1 protein-coding gene and 1 pseudogene are annotated in these 1,265 nt (G+C 72.5%); one reads left to right on the top strand and one right to left on the bottom strand.

Going from position 1 to position 1,265, the window contains the following annotated elements; all coding sequences use genetic code 11:
• Positions 1-271 precede the first annotated feature (271 nt).
• Entirely contained in the window at positions 272-784 is a 513-nt protein-coding gene (locus tag ACFY3I_RS43580; protein ID WP_390866495.1) for a SigE family RNA polymerase sigma factor, read from the bottom strand.
• Between the two features lie 247 nt (positions 785-1,031).
• Here ACFY3I_RS43580 and ACFY3I_RS43575 point away from each other — a divergent pair.
• Positions 1,032-1,265: pseudogene (locus tag ACFY3I_RS43575) on the top strand (hypothetical protein); the annotation flags it as partial.

The raw sequence follows: 1,265 nt of genomic DNA, 5'->3' as shown, positions 1-1,265 counted from the left end.
AGACCGGGGGTGGGGGTGGAGGTGGGGGGAGGCTGGCAGAGAGGAAGAGATGTCCGGGGCGGCCGGCTGTTGGTTGGTTCGCGCTGGGCGCAGCACGGACGGGAGGATCAGACAGACGGCTGCCGCGGTGCAAGCGGCGGTCGCGCCGAGGGCGCGCCGGCGATGGCGGCGACGGTCGGCTCGCCGGCGGATCTCCCCAGCGGGCAGGGTCGGTGCGGGCGTCTGTGCGCCGAGCAGCAGTAGCCGGTCGCGTAGGGCGTCGTGGATCGGGTCAGACACGGAGTCGTCCTTCCTCGCTGGTCGGGTGCTGGTCGCCGAGCTGGGCCGCGAGGGCGGCCCTGCCACGGGCCAGGCGGCTCTTCACCGCGCTGAGTCCGGCGCCGGTTTCGGCGGCGACCTGCTCGAGGGAGAGGTCGCACATGTGGTGCAGGACGACGGCGCTGCGCTGCGCCTCGGGCAGCTCGCGCAAGGCGGCGACCAGCACGAGGTGTTCTTCGGAGGGCGGCTCGACGGTCAGTGTTTCGTGGCGGTGGTGGTGTCCGGCCAGGTGCAGGCCGCGGGCCAGGCGTCGCCAGCGAGACACCGCCAGCCGTCGGGCCGTGGTGCGGATCCACGACTCCGGCGCGTTGTCCGGGTCGAGGGTCCGCCTTCGGTCCCATGCGCGGATGAAGGCTTCCTGGACCACGTCCTGTGCTTCGGACCAGTCGCCGGTCATCGCGTAGAGCTGCCCGGTCAGGCGGGAGAAGGACGCCGCGTAGAACGCGTCGAACTCCTGTGGTGTCATCTAGGGCTCTCTTCTGGTGCTGTCGGTGACAGGGATCTGCTGGGAAACGCGCGTTGGCCGCGGCGATAGAGCCGTGTCCCCCCGCGTGTCCCACGGCCCTGCCGACGCCTGTACGCACGAGCACCGTCCCCGGGTCGCACCGGTGACCTATGACCTAGATCACGTGTACGCGGTGCGACCGGGGAGGTGCCAAGGGGCGTATCGGGACGCAGGCATCAACCGGAGCCTGCGGACAAGGAGCTCCTTCATGCGTTTGCATCCGATCATGATCGCCGCGGCCGCGGCCGCCGCCCTCGCGACGGCCGGAGGGGTGGCCGCCGCCTCGACCGACGCCCCCAAGCCGACCGCCTCGCCGACTGTGCCACCGACCGGCGGCACCACGTCGGCCAGCTCGACCCAGCCCGTCGCCCCGGCGGCGGGTGGCGCGTCCAGCACCCGGACCCGGACCCGTGGTACGGGCTCGGGTCCCGTGTCCCCCACC

The sequence above is a fragment of the Streptomyces sp. NPDC001068 genome (assembly GCF_042897315.1).
GTDB lineage: Bacteria > Actinomycetota > Actinomycetes > Streptomycetales > Streptomycetaceae > Streptomyces.
The sequence above is the reverse complement of the archived record's forward strand: the minus strand, read 5'-3'. Positions and strand labels throughout refer to the sequence as shown.

What these genes read in the sequence shown, in the direction of transcription:
- ACFY3I_RS43580 (WP_390866495.1), bottom strand. Translation starts at nt 784, where the DNA reads ATGACACCACAGGAGTTCGACGCGTTCTACGCGGCGTCCTTCTCCCGC.